General features: G+C 56.4%; 21 protein-coding genes and 1 tRNA gene. 3 read left to right on the plus strand and 19 right to left on the minus strand.

Annotated elements, in window-relative coordinates; all coding sequences use genetic code 11:
- The first annotated feature begins 49 nt into the window (after positions 1 to 49).
- Positions 50 to 1,519, plus strand: coding sequence for a mechanosensitive ion channel family protein (locus NQ492_RS10545; RefSeq protein ID WP_015547505.1), 1,470 nt, complete (start codon positions 50 to 52; stop codon positions 1,517 to 1,519).
- Here the strand turns inward: NQ492_RS10545 and NQ492_RS10550 are convergent.
- From NQ492_RS10550 to NQ492_RS10575, 6 genes are all read right to left on the minus strand, one after another.
- Complete coding sequence (locus tag NQ492_RS10550) at positions 1,488 to 3,149, minus strand: putative transporter (RefSeq protein ID WP_015547506.1); 1,662 nt, start codon at positions 3,147 to 3,149, stop codon at positions 1,488 to 1,490. The genes NQ492_RS10545 and NQ492_RS10550 overlap by 32 nt on opposite strands.
- Positions 3,150 to 3,518: 369 nt before the next feature.
- On the minus strand, positions 3,519 to 3,725 hold the full coding sequence (locus NQ492_RS10555; protein ID WP_015547507.1) for a hypothetical protein: 207 nt from the start codon (positions 3,723 to 3,725) through the stop codon (positions 3,519 to 3,521).
- A gap of 197 nt (positions 3,726 to 3,922) precedes the next feature.
- Complete coding sequence (locus NQ492_RS10560; protein WP_015547509.1) at positions 3,923 to 5,218, minus strand: acetyl-CoA hydrolase/transferase family protein; 1,296 nt, start codon at positions 5,216 to 5,218, stop codon at positions 3,923 to 3,925.
- Between the two features lie 4 nt (positions 5,219 to 5,222).
- Positions 5,223 to 6,533 carry an aminotransferase class I/II-fold pyridoxal phosphate-dependent enzyme gene (locus NQ492_RS10565; protein ID WP_015547510.1) on the minus strand — a complete coding sequence of 437 codons (1,311 nt, stop codon included), beginning with the start codon at positions 6,531 to 6,533 and terminating at the stop codon, positions 5,223 to 5,225.
- Positions 6,530 to 7,117: an indolepyruvate oxidoreductase subunit beta gene (locus NQ492_RS10570; protein ID WP_015547511.1), complete on the minus strand. Its 588-nt coding sequence runs from the start codon at positions 7,115 to 7,117 to the stop codon at positions 6,530 to 6,532. Before NQ492_RS10570 ends, NQ492_RS10565 begins: the two co-directional genes overlap by 4 nt.
- 6 nt (positions 7,118 to 7,123) lie before the next feature.
- Entirely contained in the window at positions 7,124 to 8,722 is a 1,599-nt protein-coding gene (locus NQ492_RS10575) for a thiamine pyrophosphate-dependent enzyme (protein WP_259872905.1), read from the minus strand.
- Between the two features lie 297 nt (positions 8,723 to 9,019).
- Here NQ492_RS10575 and NQ492_RS10580 point away from each other — a divergent pair, with 297 nt between their 5' ends.
- Positions 9,020 to 9,724, plus strand: coding sequence for a FadR/GntR family transcriptional regulator (locus NQ492_RS10580; RefSeq protein WP_015547512.1), 705 nt, complete (start codon positions 9,020 to 9,022; stop codon positions 9,722 to 9,724).
- A gap of 75 nt (positions 9,725 to 9,799) precedes the next feature.
- On the opposite strand, the gene NQ492_RS10585 is transcribed toward NQ492_RS10580, so the two are convergent.
- The 12 genes from NQ492_RS10585 to NQ492_RS10640 form a co-directional block, all read right to left on the minus strand.
- Positions 9,800 to 10,153 carry a MarR family winged helix-turn-helix transcriptional regulator gene (locus tag NQ492_RS10585; RefSeq protein WP_015547513.1) on the minus strand — a complete coding sequence of 118 codons (354 nt, stop codon included), beginning with the start codon at positions 10,151 to 10,153 and terminating at the stop codon, positions 9,800 to 9,802.
- Complete coding sequence (locus tag NQ492_RS10590; RefSeq protein WP_015547514.1) at positions 10,137 to 10,340, minus strand: 4Fe-4S dicluster domain-containing protein; 204 nt, start codon at positions 10,338 to 10,340, stop codon at positions 10,137 to 10,139. The genes NQ492_RS10585 and NQ492_RS10590 overlap by 17 nt, the downstream gene beginning before the upstream one ends.
- Positions 10,340 to 10,789, minus strand: coding sequence for a thioredoxin (gene trxA, locus NQ492_RS10595; protein ID WP_015547515.1), 450 nt, complete (start codon positions 10,787 to 10,789; stop codon positions 10,340 to 10,342). Before trxA ends, NQ492_RS10590 begins: the two co-directional genes overlap by 1 nt.
- A gap of 700 nt (positions 10,790 to 11,489) precedes the next feature.
- Positions 11,490 to 12,833 (minus strand): TolC family protein, encoded by a 1,344-nt coding sequence (locus NQ492_RS10600; protein ID WP_015547516.1) that lies wholly within the window; start codon positions 12,831 to 12,833, stop codon positions 11,490 to 11,492.
- On the minus strand, positions 12,830 to 15,871 hold the full coding sequence (locus NQ492_RS10605) for an efflux RND transporter permease subunit (protein WP_015547517.1): 3,042 nt from the start codon (positions 15,869 to 15,871) through the stop codon (positions 12,830 to 12,832). Before NQ492_RS10605 ends, NQ492_RS10600 begins: the two co-directional genes overlap by 4 nt.
- Before the next feature lie 12 nt (positions 15,872 to 15,883).
- Positions 15,884 to 16,966 (minus strand): efflux RND transporter periplasmic adaptor subunit, encoded by a 1,083-nt coding sequence (locus tag NQ492_RS10610; RefSeq protein ID WP_015547518.1) that lies wholly within the window; start codon positions 16,964 to 16,966, stop codon positions 15,884 to 15,886.
- Positions 16,967 to 17,424: 458 nt separating this feature from the next.
- A tRNA-Arg gene (locus NQ492_RS10615) sits at positions 17,425 to 17,498 on the minus strand.
- Between the two features lie 311 nt (positions 17,499 to 17,809).
- Complete coding sequence (locus tag NQ492_RS10620; protein ID WP_015547519.1) at positions 17,810 to 18,259, minus strand: hypothetical protein; 450 nt, start codon at positions 18,257 to 18,259, stop codon at positions 17,810 to 17,812.
- 271 nt (positions 18,260 to 18,530) lie between these two features.
- On the minus strand, positions 18,531 to 18,722 hold the full coding sequence (locus NQ492_RS10625) for a hypothetical protein (RefSeq protein WP_015547521.1): 192 nt from the start codon (positions 18,720 to 18,722) through the stop codon (positions 18,531 to 18,533).
- Positions 18,723 to 18,897: 175 nt separating this feature from the next.
- Entirely contained in the window at positions 18,898 to 19,356 is a 459-nt protein-coding gene (locus NQ492_RS10630) for a HEPN family nuclease (RefSeq protein ID WP_004328099.1), read from the minus strand.
- A gap of 5 nt (positions 19,357 to 19,361) precedes the next feature.
- A complete protein-coding gene (locus tag NQ492_RS10635; RefSeq protein WP_015547522.1) occupies positions 19,362 to 21,302 on the minus strand; it encodes a PL29 family lyase N-terminal domain-containing protein in 1,941 nt (646 codons plus the stop codon).
- Positions 21,303 to 21,716: 414 nt separating this feature from the next.
- Positions 21,717 to 22,013, minus strand: a complete 297-nt coding sequence (locus NQ492_RS10640; protein WP_015547523.1) for a hypothetical protein — start codon at positions 22,011 to 22,013, stop codon at positions 21,717 to 21,719.
- Between the two features lie 403 nt (positions 22,014 to 22,416).
- On the opposite strand from NQ492_RS10640, the gene NQ492_RS10645 reads away from it, so the two are divergent.
- Positions 22,417 to 23,349 carry a Fic family protein gene (locus NQ492_RS10645; protein WP_015547524.1) on the plus strand — a complete coding sequence of 311 codons (933 nt, stop codon included), beginning with the start codon at positions 22,417 to 22,419 and terminating at the stop codon, positions 23,347 to 23,349.
- A 75-nt stretch (positions 23,350 to 23,424) separates the two neighbouring features.
- Here NQ492_RS10645 and NQ492_RS10650 read toward each other — a convergent pair whose 3' ends face one another.
- The gene (locus tag NQ492_RS10650; protein WP_044054505.1) at positions 23,425 to 25,188 is read right to left on the minus strand and encodes a hypothetical protein; all 1,764 of its coding nucleotides are present in this window, start codon (positions 25,186 to 25,188) and stop codon (positions 23,425 to 23,427) included.
- Positions 25,189 to 25,205: the final 17 nt, after the last annotated feature.

Genomic DNA, 25,205 nt, shown 5'->3' on the forward strand with positions numbered 1-25,205 from the left:
TTTCGGCCGCCGCTGCGGTTGAGGCCCGAAAGTTGATGCGGGTACGGGTATGCAGACACTTCTGAAACGTTGGACGCACGCCCTGCTCGAATGGCTGGGCCTGACTTCGGCCACCGGCGATGCGCTCGACCGCTGGGCGGCTTTCGTGCTCGTGGTGCTGGCCGCCGTGGTTTTCGACCTGCTGCTGCAACTGGGCATCGTACACGGGGTGCGGAAACTCGTGGAGCGCACCCGGGCCAAGTGGGACGACACGCTTTTCAGCGTTCCGGTTCTCCGGCGCATGTGTCATATTTTGAGCGCCATTCTGCTGGCCGTCGTGCTCCCGGTGGTCTTCGAGGAGAAATCCACCGGGCGCGTCATCGTCCTGCGGTTCATGGAGGCCTATATCGTCTTTTCGGTTTTCCGCTTCGTCAACGCCCTGCTCTATGCCGCCTTCCACATCGCTGCGGCGCGTCCCGCCTGGCAGAACAAACCCATCAAGGGCCTGCGGCAGACGGCGCAGGGCATTGCGCTGCTGATCTGCACGATTCTGATCGTTTCGATCCTGCTCGACAAGTCGCCCGCCATCCTGCTGACGGGACTGGGCGCCTCGGCGGCCGTGCTGATGCTGATTTTCCGTGACAGCATCCTCGGCTTCGTTTCGGGCCTCCAGCTCGCGGCTAACGATATGCTCAAGGTCGGGGACTGGATTTCGGTCCCCAAGTACGGGGCCGACGGCAACGTCGAGGAGGTGTCGCTCACGACGGTCAAGATCCGCAACTGGGACAACACGCTCGTCATGCTGCCGCCCTACCTGCTGACGACCGATTCGTTCACCAACTGGCACGCCATGCAGCTTTCGGGCGGGCGGCGCGTGATGCGCTCCGTGGCGATCGACATGACGAGCGTGCGTTTCTGCACCCCCGAGATGCTGGACCACTACCGTACGATCGACCTGATCCGCGACTACGTCGATCAGACCGAACGCCGCGTCGAGGAGTACAACGCCGCGCACGGCATCGGCTCCGGGGAACGGCGGATCAACGGCCTGCATCAGACCAACCTCGGGGTTTTCCGGGCCTATCTGGTCCGCTACCTTCGGAACGAGGTTCCGGTGAACAAGGATATGACGCTGATGGTGCGGCAGTTGCAGCCCACCGAAACGGGACTTCCGATGCAGCTCTATTTCTTTACCGATACGGTCGTGTGGGTGGATTACGAGGGGATTCAGTCGGATGTCTTCGATCATGTGCTGGCCGTGATTCCCGAATTCGGGTTGCGGGTCTTTCAGAATCCGTCGGGGGAGGACGTCGCCTCGCTGCGCAATGCGTTTTCTCTAAACGCGCAGACACCTCCGCAGACATCCCCGCAGACACCCCCGCAGACATCCCCGCAGACACCTCCGCCGGCCTCCTCACAGGCCGCCCCGCAAAATGCGCCGCCCCTGCATGCATCCCGGCCGGCCGCCCCGCAAAGGCCGCAGGCGGAACAGCCCGCCCCGGAGGAGGCTAAAGCACCAGCATCAGCATCACCTGAATGATGATCACGCGCAGGAACATGCACACGGGATAGACCGTGGCGTAGGATACGGAGGGGTTGTCGCCTTCGATCGTGTCGTTCACGTAGTTGAGCGCCATCGGGTTGGCCATGCTGCCGCACAGCAGTCCCGAGACCGATCCGAAGTCGACCTTCAGCACCCGCAGGGCGAACAGCCCCACCAGCACCACCGGCACGAACGTCAGGGCGAATCCGATGCCGAGCCACAAGGCCCCCTCGGGGCGCATGACGGTCTCGAAGAAGTGGGTTCCGGCATCCAGCCCGAGGCATGCGAGGTACATCGAAAGGCCCAGCGCGCGCAGCATCAGGTTGGCGCTCTGGGTGGTGTAGGTGATCATGTGGAGCCGGGGGCCGAACGTGCCGATCAGGATGCCGACGATGATCGGGCCGCCCGCGAGGCCCAGTTTCACGGGAATCGAAATCCCGGGGATCGCCACGGGAATGCTTCCCAGCGTGAGGCCGAGGATCAGGCCGATGAACACCGCCGCGAGGTTGGGTTCGTTGAGGCTCTTGACGGCGTTGCCGAGGATTTTCTCGACGTTGCGGATCGCCTCCGCTTCGCCCACCACGGTCAGACGGTCGCCCAGCTGCAAACGCAGGTCGGGGGTGGCCAGCAGTTGCACGCCCGAGCGGTACACGCGGCTGATGTTGATGCCGTAGGTGTTCCGCAGGCGCAACTGCGAGAGTTTCTTGCCGTTGATTTCGGGGCGTGTCACGAGGATGCGCTGCGAGATGAGCTGGCTGTCGACGGAGTTCCAGTCGATGTTTTCCGTGTTCCAGTCCTTGGTCTCCTGCTCGCCGAAGATCAGCCGCAGGGCGTCGGCCTCGCCGGGCGTGGTGATGACCAGGATCAGGTCGTTCTCCTGTAGGGTCTTGTCCGAGGTGGGGATCGAAACCCGCCCGTCGCGCCACAGGCGCGAAATGACGAAATGGTGGTGGCTCTGCGTCGCGATTTCGTGGACGCTCTTGCCGAAGACCGCGGGATTGGTGAGGCGGTAGCTGGCGATGAAGACGTTCTTGCGGTGTTCGGCGTCGGGTCCCGGCATGTCGCAGGGACGCACGAAGAGCTTGCGCAGGAAGACCACGGCCAGAATTACGCCCACGACGCCCAGCGGGTAGGCCACGGCGCAGCTCAACGCCGCTCCGTTTGCGTCGATGCCCATTTGTTGCAGCGTCTGCTGTGCGGCGCCCAGCGCCGGGGTGTTGGTCGTCGCGCCGCACAGAATGCCCGACATGTCGGGCATCGAGACTCCGAAGGCGTAGCTCATCGCCATGGCCAGGGCCGTTCCGAGCAGCACGATGGCGATGGCGGGCGAGACGAGCCGCAGTCCGTCGGCGCGCATCGAACTGAAGAAGCCCGGCCCCACCTGAAGGCCGAGGGCGTAGACGAAGATCACCAGTCCGAAACTCTCGGCATAGGTCAGCATCGCCGGGTCGAGCGAGAGCCCGAAATGCCCGGCCAGAATGCCCACGAAGAAGATGAAGGCCGTTCCGAGCGAGATTCCGAAAAAGCGGATCTTTCCCAGTCCGATACCGATCGTCGAGATGAGCGAAACCACCACGACGGCCTGCAAAGCCGAGTGCTCGACGAACAATTCTTTAAGCCATTCCATTCCTTCAACTGTTGAAACCGTTGCAAAAGTAGGTCAAATTTTCCGGATTGCCGCTTTTTTGCAGAACGAAAAGTGGTCCGTATGCGTCCGGGCGTATTATTTTGCCTTTTCGGGGTATGACATTTTGGTCGAGCCTTATTACAAAAACGCTCTACCTATTGTGGGTTGGGATAATTTGTCTACTTTTGTATTGCTGGGATAAACACAGATCATCAGTGACGCACGAAGGACTTTTCTGCCGGAGAAGGTCCGGGATCCAATCCGGCAGCCGCCCGGATTATTCAGGAACTTGATGTTCCGGGTAGCAGCGAGGGTGACCGTTTTAGGTCACCCTTTTTGTTTGAATTCGTTTATCAGAATCTCCCGTTTTCAGAGTTGCAACGGCTTCCCGCGGTAGAAATAGAGAATCTTCGAACGGAAAACGAACTCGTATTTGGCCTGCACGGTTTGGGTGACGGCGAGCTGCTGGCTGCGCACGGCGAGCTGCGCCTTGCTGATGTCGTTGCGCGCGGCCCGGCGGTTGAAGATCGGGTTGTCGAGCGGGACGCCGGCGTATTCGCGGCTGTTATGGCGCATCTGTGTCCCGGACGGCCACCGCGTGTTCCGAGCCTTCGGGCCGCAGCCGCTTCGCGGGGGCGGTTCCCGGTTCCCCGGGCGCATGACGGATCACGCCGGTCGTGCGGCGGCCGTCGGGGGCGAAAAAGAGGTGATTGCGGAATATCTGCCTATCGGTAAAAAGGCCCGCCCGGTCTTTTCGGGGACCGGGCGGGGGTTTATGCTTTGAGGCGCAGGAACGAATAGCCGAAGCGTTCGGCTGCGGCGCGTTCCAGCTCCTCGCGGACCGAGGGGTGCGCCACGGCTATCAGCGCCCGGGCGCGTTCTGCGAGGTTGCGGCCCCGCAGGTGCGCCACGCCGTATTCGGTGACGACGTGCTGGACCATGTGGCGCGTCGTGACGACGCCCGCGCCGGGCGACAGCAGCGCCCTGATCTTCGATTCGCCCTTGGGTGTGGTCGAGGGGATGGCGATGAAGGTCTTGCCGCCTTCGGACAGCGCCCCGCCGTACATGAAATCGTGCTGGCCGCCCACGCCCGAGATGATGCGCATTCCGACCGAGTCGGCGCACACCTGCCCCGTGAGGTCCACCTCCACGGCCGAATTGATGGCCATGACCTTCGGGTTTTGCCGGATGCGGAACGGGTCGTTGGTCCATGCCACGTCCTTCATCACGAGGTCTTTGCGGTAGTCCATGTAGTCGTACAGCCGGCGCGAGCCGAGGGCCAGCGAGGCCACCGTCACGCCGGGCATCACCGCTTTCTGCGAGTTGTCGATCACGCCGCTTTCCAGCAGCGGCAGCACGCCGTCGGTCATCGCCTCGGTGTGCAGTCCCAGATGCCGGTGGCCGCCGAGGGCCGCCAGTACGGCGTTCGGAATGCCGCCCACGCCGATCTGCAACGTCGCCCCGTCGGGAATCAGTTCGGCGATGTAGCTGCCGATTTTCCGTTCCGTTTCGCTCGGCACGGCCGTCGGGACCTCCACCAGCGGAGAATCGACCTCCACGGCCGCCGCCAGGCGCGAGGTGTGGATCACGGCGTCGCCGTAGGAGTAGGGCATCGCCCGGTTGACCTGCGCGATGATGGTCTTGGCGCACTCCACGGCGGAAACCGCCAGATCGGCCGAGACGCCGAACGAGCAGTAGCCTTCGGCGTCGGGCGGCGAGACGTTGATGAGTGCGACGTCGAGAGGCAGCGTGCCGTCGCGGAACAGCGCGGGGATTTCGCCCAGGAAGGCCGGAATGGTCTGTCCGTAGCCGTCGGCCAGCCACCTGCGGATGTTGTTGGCGACGAACAGGCTGTTGACGAGGAACGACTCCTTGTATTCGGGGCGGCAGTAGGGGGCGTCGAAGGCTCCCACGGCGAAGGCCGAATAGACCGTCACATGCTCCAGTTCGCCGCCCCGTTCGGCCATTGCGGCCACGAGCGCTTCGGGGATCGAGGTGCTGCCCTGAATGTAGACGCTGTCGTTGGATCGGATGAGTTTTACCGCCTCCGCGGCAGTCGTGTAGTGCATGTTGTCAGCGGTTATTTTCTGCAAAAGCGGTTAAACGTTCTTCGAGCATTTCGAACTGTTCGGGGCGGTTCATCTGCGAGACGCAGACGCGGATGCCGCTCTGGCGGCTGCCGGTCGAGGTGAGCGAGATGGCGCAGATGCCGTAGAGCAGCAGCTCGCTCAACAGTTCGGCGCTGGTCATCGCGCCGTAGCCGACCGTGTAGAAGAATCCGTCGCTGACCGGCTCGTCGCGGTCCTTGTCGTAGACGATGCGGAATCCGTGGCGGAGGAACGTCTCCTTGGTCAGCCGGGCGCGCCGGGCGTACTCCGAGGCTTCGCCCACGAAGTCCAGTTCGCCGTCGGCCGCCGCGCGGAACATTGCCGCTAGGGCGTGCTGCGCCGAATGGCTCGTGCCGGATGAGGCCGCATAGAGAAAGACCAGTACGTAGGCGTCGCCCAGCCGTCCGATGTTGTAACGCCGGCGCAGGGCGGGGTACTCGCGGCGGAAAAGCGCATCGGAGATCGCCGCCACGGCGATTCGCTGTCCGGCGTAGCTGAATATCTTCGACCCGGAGACCAGCAGGATGTAATTGTCCGTGTAGCGGGCCACCGAAGCCTGGTAGGGGGCTTCGAAAGGCCGTCCCAGCGGTTTGCGGAAATCCATGCAGAGGTAGGCGAGGTCCTCGATGACGATGGCGTCGTACCGCGTGGCCAGCTCGCCGATCGTGCGCAGCTCGTCCTCCGTGAGGCAGATCCACGCCGGGTTGTTGGGGTTCGAGTAGACGATGGCCGCCACGTCGCCTGCGGCGAGGACGCTCTCGATCTTCGGCCCCAGCTTTTCGCCCCTGTAATCGTAGATGTCGAACGACTCCGAGGGAATGCCGAGAATGCGTACCTGACTGCGCTGCACGGGGAATCCGGGGTCGATGAAGAGGATTTTGCGCCGCTGCGGGTCGAGCTGCGAGCAGAGCAGGAATGTGGTGAAGCTGCCCTGCATCGACCCGACGGTGGGGATGCAGCCCCGGGGGGCCACCTCCACGTCGAGGAAGGCTTTCAGGAAGCGCGACGCCTGCGTCTTGAGTTCCGGAATGCCGAACATGTTGGGATACTGCGACGCGACGCCCGCCTGCAGGGCCGCGCATTCGGCCTCGACGCCCGCCCGTTCGGGCGGCAGCCCCGGCACGCCCATTTCGAGGTGGAGGAACTCCACGCCCGTGTCGCGCTCCATCGTGCGGGCGATGTCGCCCGACTGGCGGATCGTGGCCTGCGCGATGTCGGCTATGTCCATCCGCTCCAGCGCGGAGCGCAGGCAGGACCTGTCGAACGGTATTTTCATGGCTTTGTCTGTTTTTGGGCCGCTTCGTAGCCGGCGCGGAACGCCGCGAGATTCGTTTCGACGACCTGCCCGCCCTTGCGGGCGAAGATGGCGCGGATGCCGGACTCCAGTTTCGCGGCGTCGATTCCGAGCAGCGGCGCGGCGGCTCCCAGCAGCGCCATGTTGGCCGAGCGGGGCGCCATGGCGGCTTTGGCGACGGCGTCGGCGTCGAGGACTACGGCGTGCGGGAGTTTTTCCAGTTCGCGCCGCAGGGTCTCGCCCTCCGGGTAGTTCGGGATGTTGATCAGCGGCGTGATGCCGGTGATTACCCATCCGTCGTCGGCGAGCCACGGCAGGTAGCGCAGCGCCTCCATCGGCTCCATCGAGACGATGAGATCGGCCGCGCCGCGCGGAATGAGATCCGAACGGATGGCCGACGACGAGATGCGCAGGTTCGACTGCACGTCGCCGCCGCGCTGGCTCATGCCGTGGACCTCGGCCTGCTTGATGTGAAGCCCGTCTTCGAGGGCGGCCCGTCCGATGACGGCGGCGATCGAGAGGATTCCCTGGCCTCCTACGCCCGAGAGTATGATGTCGCGTTTCATAAGCCTTTACTTTTTAGCAGCGTTGTGTCGCTTTGCGGTCTGGATACATTCTCTTCGCGGGATGATCACCGAGACGCCCCGGTGGGCGATCTCCTCGCGGATCACGGCCTTCATCTCCTCGCGGTTCTTGGGCAGGGGCACGACCGTGCGGATATGTGCGGGATCGACGCCGATGCCGGCGCAGATCTGTTCCAGACGGCCCGTTCCGGCCGAATCCTGTCCGCCGGTCATGCCCGTCGTGAGGTTGTCCGAGATGATGACCGTGATGTCCGCGCGCTCGTTCACGGCGTCCAGCAGGCCCGTCATGCCCGAATGGGTGAAGGTCGAGTCGCCGATCACGGCCACCGAAGGGTGCTGGCCCGCGTCGGCCGCGCCTTTGGCCATGGTGATCGAGGCCCCCATGTCGACGCATGTGTCGATGGCGTGCAGCGGCGCCAGCCACCCCAGCGTGTAGCAGCCGATGTCGCTGAAAACCTTGCCCGCGGGGTATTCCTCGCGGATCACCTCCGTCAGGGCCGTGTACATGTCGCGGTGTCCGCATCCCTGGCAGAGCGCGGGCGGGCGGGGTACGACGATTCCGTTTGCGGCGTGCGTCCGGCGGGGCGCCATGCCGAGGGCCGCGCGCACGCTGTCGGGCGTCAGCTCCCCGGTGCGGGGCAGTTCGCCGGTCAGGCGTCCGCGGATCGCCACGGGATTGGGCAGCACGCCCCGGACGATCTCTTCCACGACGGGCTGGCCCTCTTCGAGGATCAGCAGCGTGCCGCACTCGGCGGCGATACGGCGCACCAGCGTGCGGGGCAGCGGGTACTGCGCGATTTTCAGCACCGGGTGCGGACATCCGTCGGGGTAGTTCTCCATCAGGTAGTTGTGTGCGATGCCGCAGGCGACGATGCCCAGCCGTTTGTCCGGACCCTCCGTATAGGCGTTGAACGGGCTGGCGGCGGACTCCTCTTCCAGCCGGGCGTAATCCTCCAGCAGCGTCTGGTATCGCACGCGCGAGTTTCCCGGCATCAGCACCCACTGGCGGGGCTGTTCGGGATGGCTCAACGGGTTTTCGGCGCGCGCCTCGCCCGTCTCGACGACGGCCCGCGAATGGGCCATGCGGGTCGTCAGGCGCATCAGCACCGGAATCCGGAACCGTTCCGAGAGGTCGAAGGCGGCCTTCGCCATGTCGTATGCCTCCTGCTGGTCCGCAGGCTCGAAGGTCGGCACGAGGGCGAATTTCCCGTAGAAGCGCGAATCCTGTTCGTTCTGCGACGAGTGCATCGAGGGGTCGTCGGCTGCCACGACCACCAGCCCGCCGTTGGCTCCGGTCATCGCCGAGTTGACGAAGGCGTCGGCTGCCACGTTCAGCCCCACGTGTTTCATGCAGACCAGCGCGCGCTTGCCGGCGAACGACATGCCGAGCGCCTCCTCCATGGCCGTCTTTTCGTTCGACGACCACGTGCGGTGCACGTTGCGCTGCGCAGCCAGGGGATGCTGCTGGATGTATTCCGTGATTTCGGTCGAGGGTGTGCCCGGATAGGCATAGACACCCGACAGTCCCGCGTGGAGCGCCCCCAGTGCGAGGGCTTCGTCTCCGAGTAAGAGTTCTCGTTTTGCCATGAGCTTACGGTCTGGTTCACTTTTTACAAATTTAGGAAAATTTAATTAAAATCCAATATTTGGCGATAATTTATCAGACATTCGGCTGGAATCGGAAAAAATATAGGTCTCGACCCGGTTTCTGGTTGAAAAATGTAAAATGCGCTCCGGGACGCCGTGCGGCCCGTATCCGGCCTTTCGGCTTTTCCCGGAGGCGGGGACTTTGCGGAGCGGAATCTGCGGGGCGTTCACGAAATCGCCGGAATTGTTTGGTTTGATTGGTTTTTTTGCGATCTTTGTGCTGCAAAAGAATAACCCATGAACAACTCGCCGAACATCAAACAGGTGGAAACCGTCCTGAAATACATCAAGAATGAGCTTTATTCCGGACGTTTGCAGCCGGGCGAACGCCTCCCGGCCGAGCGGCGGCTGGCCGACATGTTGGGCGTCGGCCGCGCCCATGTGCGTGCGGCGTTTCAGAAACTCGAATTTTACGGCATCGTCCAGACCTTTCCCCAGAGCGGCACGGTGGTCGCCCAGGAGAAGATGCAGGTGCTCGAACGCATGATCACCGACGCGCTTCAGATCAGACAGTACGACTTCGCGTCGCTGGTCTACGTGCGTGTGCTGCTCGAAATCGAGGCCATCAAGCTCTGCGCCCGCAACCGTACGGCGGAGGATCTGGAGAACATCGAACGGGCGCTGGAGGAGTGCGAGGCGAAATTCTATACCGAGGAGCGTGTCTCGAAGGACTTCGCCTACCACCAGGCGCTGGCCCGCGGGGCGCACAATCCGGTGATCGCGTCGATGCTGCTGGTCATCACGCCCGACGTGCTGCGTTATTACCAGCGTTACCGTGTCTGCACGGTTCCGCAGGAGGAGGTCTATTTCGAGCATCGCGAACTGCTGCGCTGCGTCCGCGAGAAGGACGAGGAGGGGGCCGTCGCGATGCAGCGCCGCCACCTCAAGTCGTTGAGCGAATTCGCTGCGGCCTTCAACGACGAGAACCATTTTCTCGAATAGCGCTCCTGCCGTCCCGAAACGACAAACGGCTGTCCCCGGAAGGACAGCCGTTGCTGTGTTTGGTTGCGTCACGTGCTACCCGCAGAGCCAGTCGCGCAGGATTTCGGGTGTTTCCACCTCCCGGCAGCTGACCGAAGCGAGCAGTTCGCGTCCTTGTTGCGTGAGTGAGTAGTACATCTGGCGCCGGTCCTCGTTGCAGAGTTCGCGGGTCACCAGTCCTTTCTGTTCCACCGAGCGGAGCACTTTCGAGGTGTTCGACGGCGTGAGTCCCAGCAGTTCTCCCAGCTCTCCCGGGCAGAGACGCCCGGTTTTCGAGAGGCTGCACAGCGTCATGCCCTCGTTCAGGCAGATGCCGTAGCGTTTTTCGAACGCGCTTTCGAACTGGTGCACGGCGCGCTGAAGGTCGCGGATCTTACAAAGTTTGTCCATGTTCCTTCGCTTTATATACCGCCTGCATGCCGCAGCGTTTCACGCATTTGCCGCATTCGATGCATTTTCCGGGGTCGATCCGCGGAAGGGAGTTCCCCTCCTGCGAGATCGCGCCCGCGGGGCAGATCGGGATCAGCGGACAGCGGTGGTTCTGCGGGCATAGCAGGGCGTCGACCGTCAGCGCCATTATTTACCCAGCATCACTTTGTCGATGGCCTCCTTGAGCGAAGCCTTGGGCAGGGCGCCCTGGGCCATCTGGGGTTTGCCTTCCATCGGGATGAACAGCAGCGTGGGGATCGAGCGGATGCCGAACGCCGCGGCAAGCTCCTGCTCCTCCTCGGTGTTGATCTTGTAGATGTAGATCCGGTCCCCGTATTCGGCGGCCAGTTCTTCGAGCACCGGTGCGAGGGCCTTGCAGGGACCGCACCACGAGGCGTAGAAGTCGATCAGGGCGGGTTTGTCACCGAGGTATTTCCACTCCTCGGGATTTTTTTCATAGTCGGCGACCTTCTTCAGAAAGTCGGCTTTGGTCAATGCGATCGTTTTCATATTCTTTGCGTTTTTGTTGTTTGTCTGTGCCTGGCTTCCGGCGGCGAAGGCCAGCAGCGCGAAAGCGGTTATGAGCAGTTTTTTCATCTTGTTTTTTATTGTTCTCTATCAATAACGATGCAAAGATAGAATTTATTTTCCGATAAAACAAATTTCCAATGGAAAATATTGTGATCTAATGATTCACTGATTTGAAAACGGCGGGTTTCGCCCGCGGGAATTTTATGTACTTTTGATGTCAACCGACACACGCAGCGCGAGCAGAGACCGCTTGCGGGCTATGCCGTGCCAGAAGGAGGAAAACGAGCGTAGCGAAGTTAAAAGCGCCAGAACCATCCGCATGTCGTTCTTTGCGGGAGTCTTCTCCGTCCCGTGCTGAGCGGGCGCAGTAAGATCAGGCCTTTACGGCGCAAAAACACGCGCCGTAAAGGCTGTGGCGGCTCGGCAAACAGCACGCTGTCTGCCCTCGCCTGCGGACGCCTTTGCCAGCCTCCCGCTCCGGGCACGCAGGCTGTCGGTTGTTCTTGTTCCGCTCCAAGCGATAATGCGCCTGTTTTATGAATGTTCGCGCAGCCCCCTAAAACCCGCCTCTTAGGCGAGCGAACGTTAGACGGAGCGAAGTAGGCGAAGGCATCTGTCAGAGAGTTTTTGGTACTTTTTGCGGTCAAAAAGTACATAAGCTTCCGCGGGCGGAGACCGCGGTTAACCGCCGACCAAAAAGCGGCAAAGAACAGCAGGCGAAGCGTGCGAAATGTTTTGATGGCGAAGGAATGCGAACTCTCGCGGATTATTCCAGGTAGACCATCACGTTGCCGCTGATCTGCTGCAACGAGATTTCGCACAGTTTGGTGTTGTACTGCGCCGTGAGGATGCGCTCCTCGGCGTCCAGCAGGCTCTTCTGCGCCTCGCGCATCTCGATGCCCGGCAGGTCGCCCAGCAGGTAGCGTTCCATGGCGATTTCGTAATTCTCCTTGGCGGCGATCAGGTTCTCCTCCTCGAGCAGGATCACTTCGAGGTTGTTGCGGTAAGCCTGCCAGAAATTCGACAGGTCGGCGCGCAGCGACTGTTCCAGCCGTTGCTGCGTCAGCTGCGCGTTCTCGACGCCGATGCGGGCGTTGCGCTGTTCGCGGCGGCGGTTGCCGTCGAAGATCGTGAAGCCCACCTTCACCCCGGCGTTCAGCCCGAGCGTTCCCCGCGAAAGGTTCCCTCCCGTGCCGTAGCGGTTGTAGGTGTATCCGTAGCCCGTCGTGAGGTTCACATAGGGATAGTTCCGGGCCAGAACGGTCTTCAGGTCCAGTTCGGCCAGCGAACTGTCGTGCTCGGCCATCAGCAGCGAGGCGTTCGCCGAAAGGGTTTTGGCCAGCAGGTCGTTCCAGTCGAGCGTGGCGTTGACCCGGATCACCGAGTCGGGGATGCTGAACCTCTCGTCGAGGTTCTCGTTGGCCAGCAGTTCGTTGATGCGGATGCGCGAGGCGGTCACCAGTTCGTGCTGGGACATGTATTTCGAACTGTCGGCGTTGAAGTCGACGCGGGCTTGCAGCAGGTCGAGGCGCGAGAAGTTGCCCACCTGGACGCGCGCTTCAGTGATGCGCAGCCGCTCGCGCGAAAGCGAGACCGCATAGCGGAAGTTCTCCAGGCGCAGCGTCTGCTGGATGTAGTTGTAATATTCGGCCGTGAGGCTGGCCATGAAGTCCTCGATGGTGATGCGCGTCTTCAGCGCGCCCATCTGCTGCATCTCCTTCAGGCGTTTGTAGTTGGTGCGGATGCGCAGTCCGTCGAACAGCGTCCAGTTCACCGCCAGCCCGACGTTGGCCGTCTGGTCGTAGACGCCGGTCTCGGTCGTGGCGTCCCCGTTGCGCGGGGTGACGGTGCGGTCGTTGTCCAGCGTGCCCGTGTACCCGGCCGAGAGGTCGACCGTGGGGAGCATCCCGGCGTTTCCCGCCGTGGCGTTGTTGTCGCTGACGCGCTCCTCGTTGCGCACGATGCGCACGTCGTAATTCTGTTCAAGCCCGATCTCCAGACATTTGCGCAGGGTCAGCGGAGCGGACGCCTCCCGAGCCGGCGGCGCCTCCTGCGCTCCGGCGGCGCTGCCGATTCCCAGCAGCAGGGCCGCTAAAAATGCTATTTTCATGCGTCGTTGTGTTTCGATTTCTTGATTCGGTTCGTCGATACGTAGCTGTAAATGGCCGGAACGATGTAGAGCGTCAGCAGCGTCGAGACCACCATGCCGCCCACCACGGCGATACCCATGGCGATACGTCCGTTGGCGCCTTCCCCCGTGGCGACGGTCAGCGGCAGCAGGCCCAGGATGGTCGAGGCCGAGGTCATCAGGATCGGGCGCAGGCGTTGCAGCGAGGCCTCCTCGATGGCTCGCATCTTGTCCAGCCCGGCCTCCTGTTTCTGGTTGGCGAACTCGACGATCAGAATGCCGTTCTTGGCCACCAGTCCGATCAGCATGATGATGCCGATCTGGCTGAAGATGTTCATCGTCTGGTCCGCGCCCCACATGAAGACCAGCGCGCCGGCGATGGCCAGCGGCACGGTGAGCATGATCACCAGCGGGTCCTTGAAGCTCTCGAACTGCGCGGCGAGGATCAGGTAGATCAGCATGACGGCCAGGATGAAGGCGAACATCAGGCTCGACGAGCTTTCGCGGAACTCCTTCGAGTCGCCGGCCAGCGCCGTGCGGAAGTCGTCGCCGAGCGTCTCGTCGGCGATGCGGTCCATTTCGTCGAGTCCCTGCCCGATGGTCTTGCCCTTGGCCAGTCCGGCCGACACGGTGGCCGACAGGAAGCGGTTGTAGTGGTAGAGCTGCGGCGGCGCGACGTTCTCCGCGAGCGAAATGAGGTTGTCCATCTGGATCATCTCGCCCTTGTCGCTGCGCACGTAGATCGAACGCAGGTCGGCGGGCTTGTTGCGCTGCTGGCGGTTGATTTCGGCCAGGATTTCGTATTGCTTGCCGTTCATGTAGAAGTAGCCGAGACGCTGGCCGCTCAATCCGTACTGGAGCGTCTGGGCGATGTTGCGCGTCGAGACGCCCAGCAGGTTGGCCTTGTCGCGGTTGACCTCGATGCGCACCTCGGGCTTGCTGAACTTCAGGTCCACGTCGGCCATCTGGAACACGGGGCTTTCGTAAACCTTGCGCATGAATTCGGGCAGCACCTCCTGCAACCGTTCGAGGCTGGTGGCCTGGAGCACGTACTGCACGGGCATGCGCCCGCGGCGTCCGCCGAAGGTGCTCTGCTGCTGCACGAAGGCGCGGGCCTTGGTCTTCGAGCGCACGGCGGCCGAGATCTGCTCGGCGATCTCCATCTGCGAGCGTTTGCGGGTAGCGATGTCCGTCAGGGCGATGCGGACGTTGCCCGAGCCGCTCGACACGCGGGCTGTCACCGACGAGGCTTCCGGCACGAGCGAGTCGACCAGGCGGTTGATGTCCTCGGTGTAGTCGCGGATGTATTCGTAGGTGGCGCCCTCCGAGCCGCGCGTGTTGATCGAAATCTGCGAACGGTCCTCCAGCGGGGCCATCTCGGCCGGGATGGCGCTCCACAGCCAGCCGATGAGTCCCATCGTCAGCAGGACCAGCGGCAGGGCCAGCCACCGGCGGCGCAGGAACGAGGCCAGCGTGCGGCTGTAAAAGTCGTTGAGCCAGACAAAGAACGGTTCGGTCTTGCTGTAAAACCAGCTCTTCTTCTCCTGCCGCACGAGCAGCTTGGTCGCGAGCATCGGGGTGATCGTCAGCGCGGCGAAGGTCGAGATGACCACCGCGCCCGAGATCACCATGCTGAATTCGCGGAACAGGCGGCCCGTCATGCCCTCCATGAAGACGATCGGGAAGAAGACGGCGATCAGCGTGATCGAGGTCGAAATTACGGCGAAGAAGATCTCCTTGGCCCCTTCGATGCCGGCGTCGAAGGGCGTCATGCCCCGTTCGATGCGGATGTAGATGTTTTCGGTCATCACGATGGCGTCGTCGACGACCAGTCCCACCGAGAGCACCACGGCCAGCATCGACAGCACGTTGATCGAGAATCCCGCGGCATACATCACGAAGAACGTGCCGATCAGCGACACGGGGATCACGATGCAGGGGATCAGCGTCACGCGCCAGTTGCGCAGGAAGAGGAAGATGATGATGATGACCAGGATGAAAGCCTCGTAGACGGTGGTCCTCACCTCGTCGATCGAGGCGCGGATGAAGCGCGTGTTGTCGAATCCGTAGGAGGTGACCACGTCGTCCGGGAGGTCCTTCTTCATGCTCTCCATGCGTGCGTACACGGCATCGGCGATCTCGATGTGGTTGGCGCCCGGCTGGGGGATCACGACGACGCCCACCATCGGAATGCCGTTCATTTTCATGTAGCTGCGCGTGTCCTGCGGACCCAGTTCGGCGCGTCCCACGTCGCTCATGCGGATGATGCGGTCGGCGTCTTCGCGCACCACCAGGTCGTTGAACTCCCGCGTGGTGTGCATCAGTCCCATCGTGCGGATCGTCAGCTCCGTGGTGTTGCCCTCGATGCTGCCCGAAGGCAGTTCGACGTTCTCGCGGTCGAGGGCCGTCTTGATGTCGGTCGGGGTGATGCCGTAGCCGGCCATCTTCGCGGGGTCGAGCCACAGGCGCATCGAGTAGCGTTTTTCGCCCCAGATCTGCACGCCGCTCACGTCGCTGATGGTCTGCAACTGCTCCTTGACCGTCAGGTCGGCGATCTCGCTCAATTCGAGCAGCGACCGCTTGTCGCTCTGGATCGTGACCATCAGAATCGGCGAGGCGTCGGCGTCGGCCTTGGTCACGGTCGGGGGGTCGCAGTCGCGCGGCAGGTAGCGCTGGGCGCGCGAAACCTTGTCGCGAACGTCGTTGGCGGCGGTTTCAAGGTCCACCGAGAGTTCGAACTCGACGGTGATGCGGCTCTGGCCCTGGCTGCTGACGCTCGACAGCGAGCGGATGCCCGGGATGCCGTTGATGTTCTGTTCGAGCGGCTCGGTGATCTGGTTTTCGATCACGTCGGCGTTGGCGCCCGGGTAGGAGCACGAGACCGAGATGATCGGGTTGTCGACGCTCGGGAATTCGCGCACGCCGAGGTAACTGTATCCGATCAGACCGAATAGCAGGATGATGATCGTCAGCACCGACGCCAGGACGGGCCTCCGGATGCTCAGTTCGGAAATGTTCATGCGGCGGAGGGTTTATTCGACGGTGTCGAGTTTCACGGGAAGCCCCTCGCGCAGCTGCAACGTGCCGGAGGTGATGAGCGTGTCGCCGACGTTAAGCCCGTCGATGATCTGGATGCTCGAATCGGTCCGCAGTCCGGTTTTCACCTCCGCGGCGTGCGCCTTGCCTCCCTTGTAGAGGAATACCTTGTCGACGCCCATCTCCGGCACGAGGGCCTCGGTCGGGATGGCGATGGCGTCGGGAATTTCGTGCATGCGGATCTGCACCGTCGCAAAGCGTCCCGGCAGCAGTTTGCCCCGCGTATTGGGATACTTCGCCCGGACGGCCAGCGTGCGGGTGGCGATGTCGACCTTCGATTCGGTGGCGTAAACCGCGGCTTCGAAACGCTCCTGCCGTCCCTCGATGGTGAACGAGAGGCGCGTGCCGGGCTTGATCTGGTTGGCATAGCGTTCGGGGACGAAAAAGTCGATCTTCAGGGGCGAAATCTTCGTGAGCTTGGCCACCACGACGCTGGGCGAGGCGTAGGCGCCTTCGCTGACGTTGCGCAGGCCGATCACGCCGTCGAACGGCGCCCGCAGCTCCGTGAGCGCGATGTTCGACTTCACGATGTCGATGTCGGCGTTGAGCATCGCCAGTTCTGTGCGGGCCTGTTCGTAGGCCTCCTGGCTCACGGCGTCTTTTTTGAGTAGGGCGCTCTGGCGGTAAACGCGGTCTTCGGCCAGTTTGAGCTGCGCCTCGTAACGCGAGAGCTGGGCCACGAGCGGCAGGTCGTTGACCTTGGCCAGCAGCTCGCCCTTGCGGACGACGGTGCCCTCCTGGAAGTTGATCGCCACGATTTTGCCCGAGGTTTCGAACGAGAGGTCCACCTCCTCGTCCGGCAGCAGGTTGCCCACCGTGGTGATGCCGTCGGTGAGCCGCTGCGGACGGACGATGCGTCCGTTGACGTTGAGGGTGCTCTGTCTGCGGGGCGCGATCGGCGCTTTGGCGGCGTCATCCGATGCCGGAGCTTTGTCGTTCAATAGATTGTAGAGGCTCAGGATCAGGCAGAATACCACGAGAACGATGGCTGTGATGATCCATTTCTTTTTCTTATTCATTGCGAGAGTCCGGTTTTGCGTAGGGTATTGTATGCAAAGATACGAAAAAGGCGGATGGATGCAAAACCGAATGGGCGTCCGGTTCTGGTGCCCTTTCCGACGAATAAAAGTGTCGTAACGATGCCGAAAATGCCTAAAAAGCGTGTTGACCGTCGGCTTTTGACAGCGAAACGAGCCGGTTGCTGAAATATAGAATTAGAAAACTTTGTCCGATTGTCCGGTTTCGGACGGGTGAAACGGAAAAATTCGGAGGTGAAATAATGCCGGCTTTACGCGTCTCTGCATTTTTCGATCGTCTCGAAGGCCGTGTTCATCGGGATTTTTCGGTTTACGCATTGGTTTAAACAAATTCCCGATTTCGCCGTGAAAACCACAGGAAACAAGATGCGAAAAAACCGCCTGCAAGTTGCAAGCGGCTGTAAACAACAGAGGGAAAAGCATTTGCCTTTCCCTCTTTGTGACACCGACAGGACTCAAACCTGTAACCTTCTGATCCGTAGTCAGATGCTCTATTCAATTAAGCTACGGTGCCGAATTGCGATTGCAAATGTAGGGCAACGTTGATTAACAGATAGTTACGGTCGTGAATTTTGTCGATGAATTTCTCTTTTTCATGCTGTTATTCGGCGCGGTTTACACGTTGGTTTACACAATAGGGCAAACTCAATGCTGGTTAAACAATAGGTGAATTAATTGATTGTTTGATAAATAGAAAAAGTGACAAACTATGTCGAAAGGGTAATTATATAGCCCCTTGTTTTTAGTCTGTCACTTGTCGTTGTCAAAGGAAAACACCGCATTTTTTCGGCCCTCTCTCCTTAACCTTTATAGATACGATGCAATTCAACTCCAAATTGGTTGTAGTTTGAATATGCAAATGTATATTGTATATAACAATTCAAAAGATGTCAGTATAATGACAAAAAATGAAATAATTGTAGCTCTACTATCACGGCGATTACATTCTGCAAAAAATATTGTCAAATTGATATTATTTATGTCCTTATATTTTCGGGCACTTTCTTTCATGTAGTGTTCTACATAAATTAGAATAGCTAAACAGATAAATGGAAGAATAAGTATAAATCTACTGAAATGTGTTCCAATCTGTAACAATGCTATATAACCTGTGATGAAGACAGTGTTTAGCAAAAAAAGATGATCGTGTATTCTATCAAAATGCTTTAGGACATCGCGTTGAGAATCATATCTCATTTTTTCAGTTTTCGCTTCTATTCTTTTCAAAGTTTCTTCGGCTTCTTGGAGAGCTTTTTCGATTTCATCTTGTGCCATATTTTTTTCTCCAAAATTAGCAAATATATTTGAAGACAACTTACATTGAAATAAATAATTGTAAATAGTTTTCGCAGAATCCCGCTAACGGGAATTTCTTTGTTTCCTCCTGTCCGTCGGGTGTGGTGTAATGAAATAATATAGCGTTCGCTTTGACAAGGCAGTCGAATAAATTTACCGTTTCGCTCATGCCTTCCATCTTCACCTCGTTAGCGATTATTATTCCTATTGTATCGTCTATCTCTTTGAGGTCGCTTTTTCACCCGATTATTCATTGTTTGTTCTTTACAAGTGCGATTTCAACGGGTTTATTTATGTCCGCTGTTTCGGGCGAGAAAACATAGTAAAACATTTCGGGATAAATCTCATTTTGAGGCTTTATGACAATTAAGCCTATTCCCTCTGTCTTGCTCCATTCGACCAACTTGCAAATAGCTTGTTTATCCTCCCATGCTTTGGTCATTCATTCTGTTTTCGGTTGTTTGTATCTGTTCATTTTAGCTAAAATTTAATTGTTATTTTATCTTTATAAAGATAAGATTATTAGTGGAATAAACAAAATAAGAAAGTGACAAACTCTGCAAAAGGGTCTTATGGATTAACCTTTTCACAAAGTCTGTCACTCGGAATTTTGCCAATCAGTTTTGGCTTTTGAATAGTGATTGTTGAGTTAAGGCAAATTGAGCGAATGCCCAAACAAACGTTTTAAATTTCGTCACCTCTATTACCGCCTTAAATGTTTCTGTTTTGTGTCTTTCGTCTTTCCAATCTGTGATTTTAATATGTGTAATGTCTTTTCCGTTATCGCTCCCGAATCGGATTCCATCATGTGCAATGGCATTTCGGATATGCCGAGCCACGTTCTTCACGCTCTTATTGGGTTCTTTTATGCAGCTAATGTCTGTATCGGCAATTCCCCATTTGTCCGCTGAAACAACCTCTGTCGGAAGATGATTGAATAGGCTTTGTTGTGGAATTATCAATAATCCAACACATGCATTGATGAACAATGTATTTTCAAACGGTATTTGGTATCCGTTAACAATTTCTTGTGTCCGTTGGATAAACTCTATTTCAAAAATATTTTTGTACTCCATTGGGCTTACTCTGTAAAATCGTATCCAACAATATTATCGCCTAAATCTTTCCAATATGGAGCTTTTTTATAATCATCAACAGCTGACATCGGAACATAGTATTTACATTTCCATGAAGTTCCCCAATCATTTCCAAAAACGTTGGCACCTCCTAAAAAAGGCGGTGTAAGAGATTTGCAATAGACAAATTCTACATTGCGATTGTGAAATGCATAGTCTCCAATAGATTTGACACTTGCGGGTAGCGTAACACGTAAAGTTGAGATATTGATACTAGATGCTCCATAAAATGCATATGCTCCAATAGTTTCTACATAATCCCCTAATATTATAAATCGGAGTGAGGTACATCCATAGAATGCTCTATCTTGAATATCTGTAATATTATTTCCCCAAGTAACAAACTGTAAATCTGAGCATCCCGAGAATGCATTTTGCTCAATAGTTTTTACATTATCTGGAATAACGATAGTATATAATTTAGAGCAGTCTTTAAATGCCTCTTTTCCAATATAGGTTACCCCGATAAAATATCGTAATTCATTGAATGACGAAATCGCACTACCATGAAAGTAATGGTAATACCCAATATATTTTACATTTGCTGCCTCCTGATACGATAGTTCACCATCAAGATTTTTATCCCACGAATTGAGATTATCTATATTACTACTGTTAAGCCATTGACTAGAACACAAATATTTCGTAATGGGATCAGCAAATTGAATGTTTTGTGTTGTCGTATCATTATTCTGAGGCATAGTTATTACCGTTCCATCTGCCAATTCAAAGTAAACATTGTTTTCGTCCTGCGTGATTTTGATGCTGTCTGCATCCTTGCCGTCCTCTCCCGTAGCTTTGCCTAATTGCGTCCAATTCGTTCCGTTGTCATAGGAAATCCACCAATATCCCTCTCGAATTTCGAGTTTAGGCGTAACACCATCTGAACCATCCGTGCCATTATTACCGTCTGTCCCTTGTGCTTTTATCTTCTGACCATCTACAACGATAAACTCACCGTCCAGCGTCCAATAATAGATGCCGTCCGTGTCTTTCTTCACTCCGATAACGGGTGTGTTGCCATCGACACCATCCGCACCATCCTTGCCGTTGTAAATCACAATCGGGTTGCTCTTGGCAAACTTAATCGTATAGCCTACTACCTTGCCGTTCTCGGTCAGCGGGTCTACACTCGTAATATAATCGTTGTTTTGGAGTGCTGTTACAATTGTCTGTAATGCCGAAAGATTGGTATTCGTTTCGTTGCAAAGACGCTGTAAGGCTTCAAAAGCAGACCATGTAGGCAGTTTGATTTGCGTACCGTTTGATAAGGTGAAAATTACATAGTCCGTGCTGGTTTCATAATCCACGCCCGAAAACATAGAATCGCTACCAACGCCATCTTCACCTGTTGCTTTACCTAACTGCGTCCAATTTGCTCCGTTATCATAGGAAACAAACCAATAATCATTTTCGATTTTGAATTGCGGGGTCGTGCCGTTGGTTCCGTTTGTGCCGTCTTTACCCTCGGCTTGGATTTTTCCACCATCGACCACGATAAATTCACCGTTCAACGTCCAATAATAGACACCATCAGTATCTTTCTTGACGCCGATGGTGGGTGTTGTCCCGTCTTCACCGTCTTGTCCGTCTTTACCGTGATAGATGGTAATAGGATTGCCTTTGCTGAAAGTAATTGTATAGCCGATTTCTTTACCGTCTTTCATAAGGGGTGTAGTCCCCGTAACATAAACGTTGTTTTGTAATGCTGTTACGATAGTCTGCAACGATGAAATATTTGTGTTCATCTGCTTGCAGAGTTCCTCTAATTTTGCGACACGGTTTTCCAATCCGTGAACGCTGTTCCAAAGGTCATCATCATCGTATTTACACGATGTGAGCGCAACCACCGCAAATAATGCGGCAAAGGCCAATAGTTTTTTCATAGTAAGATTTATTTAAATTGAACAAGTGTTTCAAATCTTACTATCCGCCCCTCAATAGTGGATTCAATAAATAAGAAAGCGCAGGGCTGAAAGCTCATTTGAGGATAGTAGGCCGTAGGATTGCCCGAACATTCAAATAAGCAACAACCCCGCGCCGTATCCGTAAAGGATATGACGGGAGATAAGGTCTGCCTATTCTCATGTTCAATGAATTTCCTACGTTCACTATCCGAGAATAAACTTACGCTTCCGTAAATTTCAATATGTCATCCACAAAGGTAAAAAACATATTCTGAAAACGCAATGACCTTATCCCGCTTTTCGGGATTGTTGCTGTATCAAATTTCTGAAAAATAAAGTTTCTATCCAATAGGTTACGCTATGGAATCGAAACTTTGTTAGTTGTAAGTTGGGTTAATTTTCCCCGCAAATTTCTTGTATTACGCCGTCCATGTAAATCGCCTGCCCGCTGGATTGTCTGCCCCACCAGCGACACCCTAATTCGTCGATGATAACCTCGCCCTGCTCTTTCAGTCGTTCAGCCAGCCACGGGGTAACAAGCCACCATTCCAACACCTCGTCCCCGTTAAAGGGATAGATGTATTCCTCGTCGATTTTTCCTGCTTGGATTAGCTCCTCGATAACCGTGCTTTGTCCCCATAAAACATGAATGTCCGTAATCTGTTTGGCTCTCTCTTGTGTTTCGTACATAGCGATTAAGTTTTTGTTTATCGCTTATCAGTAGTAATCCAACTTCATGTAATATCAATAATCCTATTCTGTTATATGGTTTCGGACGCAGATAGGGGCGGCTTGTTTTATGTGGAATCCTATTATATGTAATGGATAAAAATTCAATTTCCCATCTGAAAATGGGGAGGGGTGAAAAATAGGGATTGTCCGCTCGGTCGGGGTATCTCGGTTTGTTTGTTTGCGCGTGACAACCTTTTCGAAAAAGGATATTTTATAGACCCTTTCACAAAGTTTGTCACCTTTTGTTGCGGGGCAGTTTCGGCATAAATCGCACGATGTGGGGAATGGATGATAAATAGATTTACCCAAAACTACCCTATAAAAGAAAGAATCGCTATCTTTGCCGAAAAGCAAGTGTACCATGTCTTATAAACCGCCTTACACCATTACGCCGAAGATCACGAATTTGGTTGCACAAATCAGCGAAGCAATCGGCGGTTATTATGCGCACGAAAATCTTCGCCTGCATCGGGTCAATCGGATCAAGACGATTCACGGGACGCTGGCTATCGAGGGCAACACGCTTTCGACGGAGCAGGTCACGGCGGTATTGGAGGGGAAACCCGTCGTTGCTCCTATTAACGAGGTGCAGGAGGTGCGCAACGCCCTTAAAGCGTATGAATTGCTCGACACGCTCGACCCCTGTAAAGTCGATGATCTGTTAAAGGCTCACGCCACGATGGAGGCGGGATTGATCGACGAAATCGGTTGTTTCCGCAAAGGCGGTGCGGGTGTGGTGTCGGGGAAAACGGTTATCCATTATGCGCCCGATGCCGAACGTGTGCCGTTTCTCGTAAACGATCTGTTCGAGTGGCTGCGCACCACGGATGAACACCCGTTGATCGCAAGTTGTGTCTTTCATTATGAATTCGAGTTTATCCATCCGTTCGCGGACGGTAACGGTCGCACGGGGCGATTGTGGCAGACATTGATTTTGAGCAGGTGGCGGCCTATCTTCAAAAACCTGCCGATCGAAAACATTGTATATAAGTATCAAAAGGAGTATTATAAGGCGATTGCCGTAAGTGGCGGTAAGGCAGGTTGCACGCCTTTCGTCGAGTTTATTTTGGGGGTAATCGCCGAAACGCTCACTACCCAAGAAATTACCCGAAAGACTACCCAAGAAATTATTTTGGAAGCCATCGCCCGCAATCCCAGCATTACACGGGCGGAGCTGGCCGAGGTTGTCGGAATCTCACCCGACGGCGTGAAATATCATTTGCAGAAACTCACCAAGTCGGGCAGGCTCAAACGGGTGGGGTCTACACGTCGCGGAGAGTGGGTGATCGAGTGACAGGAATTCCGAAAAAGGTACTTTTATAGCCCCTTTTCAAAAGTTTGTCACCGACCTGTTTTTACCCGTTACGGGCTATATGATCCGCTTTCCCAATTCGATGAACCGTTGTTTGTTGGTGCGCACATCCCTGTACTCGAAATATATTCCGATCATCTTTGCTGTCACTTTTTTGCGGTAGGGGATGCCGAACCGCATAATCAGATCGTTCATAAAACGATTGACGGCGCACACTGGTAACTTGTCGCCCGTTTTCAACTGGGCGTACACCTCCCCGCAAACTTTTTCCGAGGTCAGCAGTTGTTGGCTTTCGTTTTCCTGTATCTGTTTGCCGATTGCATTCATGTTGTAGTTGTGCCGTTCGATCTCTGCCGCTCCGAGGGCGTAGTAGGCATCCACCATCATCGGCACTTGGTTCTGAATCTCTTCGCGCAGAAAGTAGTATTCATTCCACGTTCGGTTTTGTTCCAGTATCTCCAACTGCCGCACGATTTCGCGGAACAGCTCTTTCATTTTCAGTCGGGGATTTATGCGTTGCAGTCGGTCGCAGTCCGACAACGGATAGATATGTTCGGCGCAATCCGTGTGAAATGCTTTCGCGCACTCCTCCCGCACCAGTTCGGCATCGGTGTAGTATTGCTTTATCCGCTCGTCGTCGTAGGCGTTATCCCACATGAACCAGTTGCGCGTTCCGTCGGCGTTCATGAACCGTTTGTAGTCCATCCCCTCCAATGCCTGCGCACGGGTATCGCAACCCGCCCCCGACGCTTCGATTTGCAGGACTTGTTTGTAGACCGCTTCGCACTCCTCCAATCTCGCGGCGATCTCCTCCCGCGATTTGCAGGGCATCTCCTTATTGGTGCTGAAAATATGCGCGGCATCCTCCACGCCGTTGCGGAAGCGTCCGACGATCTGCACGGCTTCGGTCGTAGGGTCGATGACGGTGTGCGCCGCAAACGAAAGGTCGGTCACGATCAGCACGCAGGCTGTTGTCGGCAGCTCGATGTCTACCGCCGAAAAGAAACGGCTCGTGAAAAAGTTGATTTCATCCAGTTCTTCGAGCGAGGAGTAAGCCCGCGAAAAATCCCGCTTGCGGAGTTTCTTCACACTCTCGTAACTGCAAAAGACCTTGCACCGTTTCTCGATCTTATAGGTGCAGATCATGCGGTGGATCGTATCGGTCGAGTTTAGAAAGATGCAGAGCGGATGCCCTTTGCCTTTTACCTGTCCCATAAGGGTACGCACCCAGCCGACGGTGTTGTTCGTGTGTATGAGCAACATTTTCGGCTTGTGGTCGTAGGTCGGGCGGAGTATCTTCATCGTAAAGCCCTGCTGCTCGAAACGGGGATCGGACGGGATGATCGGCGTCGCGGAAACCATCGCCTTTTGTTTGCATCGGAAAAAATCATCCATCGGGAGCGTAATCGAGCCGCGGTAGCCTGCATCCTGTATCGTGCGTTCGCACTCGTCGAACAGCATGAACCATTCACCGTGCATATCCGTATGCGTCTGCACCATCGCCGAGCGGACTTTGGGGAAACTTTCGGGCGTGGTCATGATTTTCAGGTAGCCGTCGTTGTAGTTCGTGTTCAGAAAGTCGATGATGTCCTCGGTCGTTACGCCCTCGAACACGCCGAGTATCTGCGGGTGTTTTTTCATCTTGCCCTCGATAACGGGAACATTCGGCTCGATGATGACGGAGTGTCGGGGCGCATTGATTTCGGCATAGGTCGCACCGCATCCCGTGACGGTCTTGTTGATGATCGAGTTGGTCGGTATTTCGGGCATCACGGCGTCGAACCGTTGGCCTGCATCTATTGTGATATATTCAATGTTCATCTATGTTTTTTAATTTT

Origin of the sequence: Alistipes shahii WAL 8301 (genome assembly GCF_025145845.1) — a bacterium.
Lineage (GTDB): Bacteria > Bacteroidota > Bacteroidia > Bacteroidales > Rikenellaceae > Alistipes > Alistipes shahii.